This is a genomic window from Pseudomonas sp. P5_A2_2 (assembly GCF_054177685.1).
Map to the genome: position 1 here is coordinate 1 of NZ_JBGCUL010001054.1, position 1,482 is coordinate 1,482.

General features: G+C 63.8%; 1 protein-coding gene. It reads left to right on the forward strand.

The genetic code is table 11. The features are described from left to right. Positions 1–1,482 (forward strand): DEAD/DEAH box helicase (locus tag ACXRVY_RS28710; RefSeq protein ID WP_458238918.1); only part of this gene is annotated, 1,482 nt, incomplete at both ends.

Below are 1,482 nucleotides of genomic sequence, written 5' to 3' on the forward strand. Positions count from 1 at the left end.
GTTTACCGCCGAATCCGCAGGCCGCCGCGAGGTGCTGCTGGAACTGCTGGAACGCCTGAAGCTGCGACCGAAAACCGTCGACAGCTGGCCAGACTTTGTCGCCGGCAAGGAACGTCTGGCGATCACCATCGCACCGCTCGATGAAGGCCTGCTGCTGGACGACCCGGCCCTGGCCCTGGTTGCCGAAAGCCCGTTGTTCGGCCAGCGGGTGATGCAGCGCCGTCGCCGCGAAAAACGCGCCGATGCCAACAACGATGCCGTCATCAAGAACCTCACCGAGCTGCGCGAAGGTGCGCCGGTGGTGCACATCGACCACGGCGTCGGCCGCTACCTGGGCCTGGCGACCCTGGAAATTGACAGCCAGACCGCCGAATTCCTTGCCCTGGAATACGCCGAAGGCGCCAAGCTTTATGTGCCGGTGGCCAACCTGCACCTGATCGCCCGCTACACCGGCAGCGACGATGCCCTGGCCCCGCTGCACCGCCTCGGCTCCGAGACTTGGCAGAAAGCCAAACGCAAAGCCGCCGAACAGGTGCGTGACGTGGCCGCCGAGCTGCTCGACATCTATGCCCGCCGCGCCGCCCGTGAAGGCTACGCCTTCGCCGATCCGAAAGCCGACTACGCCACCTTCAGCGCCGGCTTCCCGTTCGAAGAAACCCCGGATCAGCAAACCACCATCGAAGCTGTGCGCGAAGACATGCTCGCGCCCAGGCCGATGGATCGCCTGGTGTGCGGCGACGTTGGCTTCGGCAAGACCGAAGTGGCGATGCGCGCCGCGTTCATTGCAGTCCACGGTGGACGCCAGGTGGCGATTCTGGTGCCGACCACCCTGCTCGCCCAGCAGCATTACAACAGCTTCCGCGACCGCTTCGCCGACTGGCCGGTGACCGTGGAAGTGATGAGCCGCTTCAAGTCGACCAAGGAAGTGAACGCGGCGGTCGCGGACCTGGCCGAAGGCAAGATCGACATCGTCATCGGCACGCACAAGCTGCTGCAGGACGATGTGAAGATCAAAAACCTCGGGCTGGTGATCATCGACGAGGAACACCGTTTCGGCGTGCGCCAGAAAGAACAACTGAAGGCGCTGCGCAGTGAAGTCGACATCCTGACCCTGACCGCCACGCCGATTCCGCGCACGCTGAACATGGCGGTGTCGGGCATGCGTGACCTGTCGATCATCGCCACGCCGCCAGCCCGTCGCCTGTCGGTACGCACCTTCGTCATGGAGCAGAACAAGAGCACGGTCAAAGAGGCCTTGCTGCGTGAGCTGCTGCGTGGCGGCCAGGTCTATTACCTGCACAACGATGTGAAGACCATCGAGAAATGCGCCGCCGACCTCGCCGAACTGGTGCCGGAAGCACGGATCGGCATCGGCCACGGGCAGATGCGCGAACGCGAACTCGAACAGGTGATGAGCGACTTCTACCACAAGCGCTTCAACGTGCTGATCGCCTCGACCATCATCGAGACCGGCATCGACGT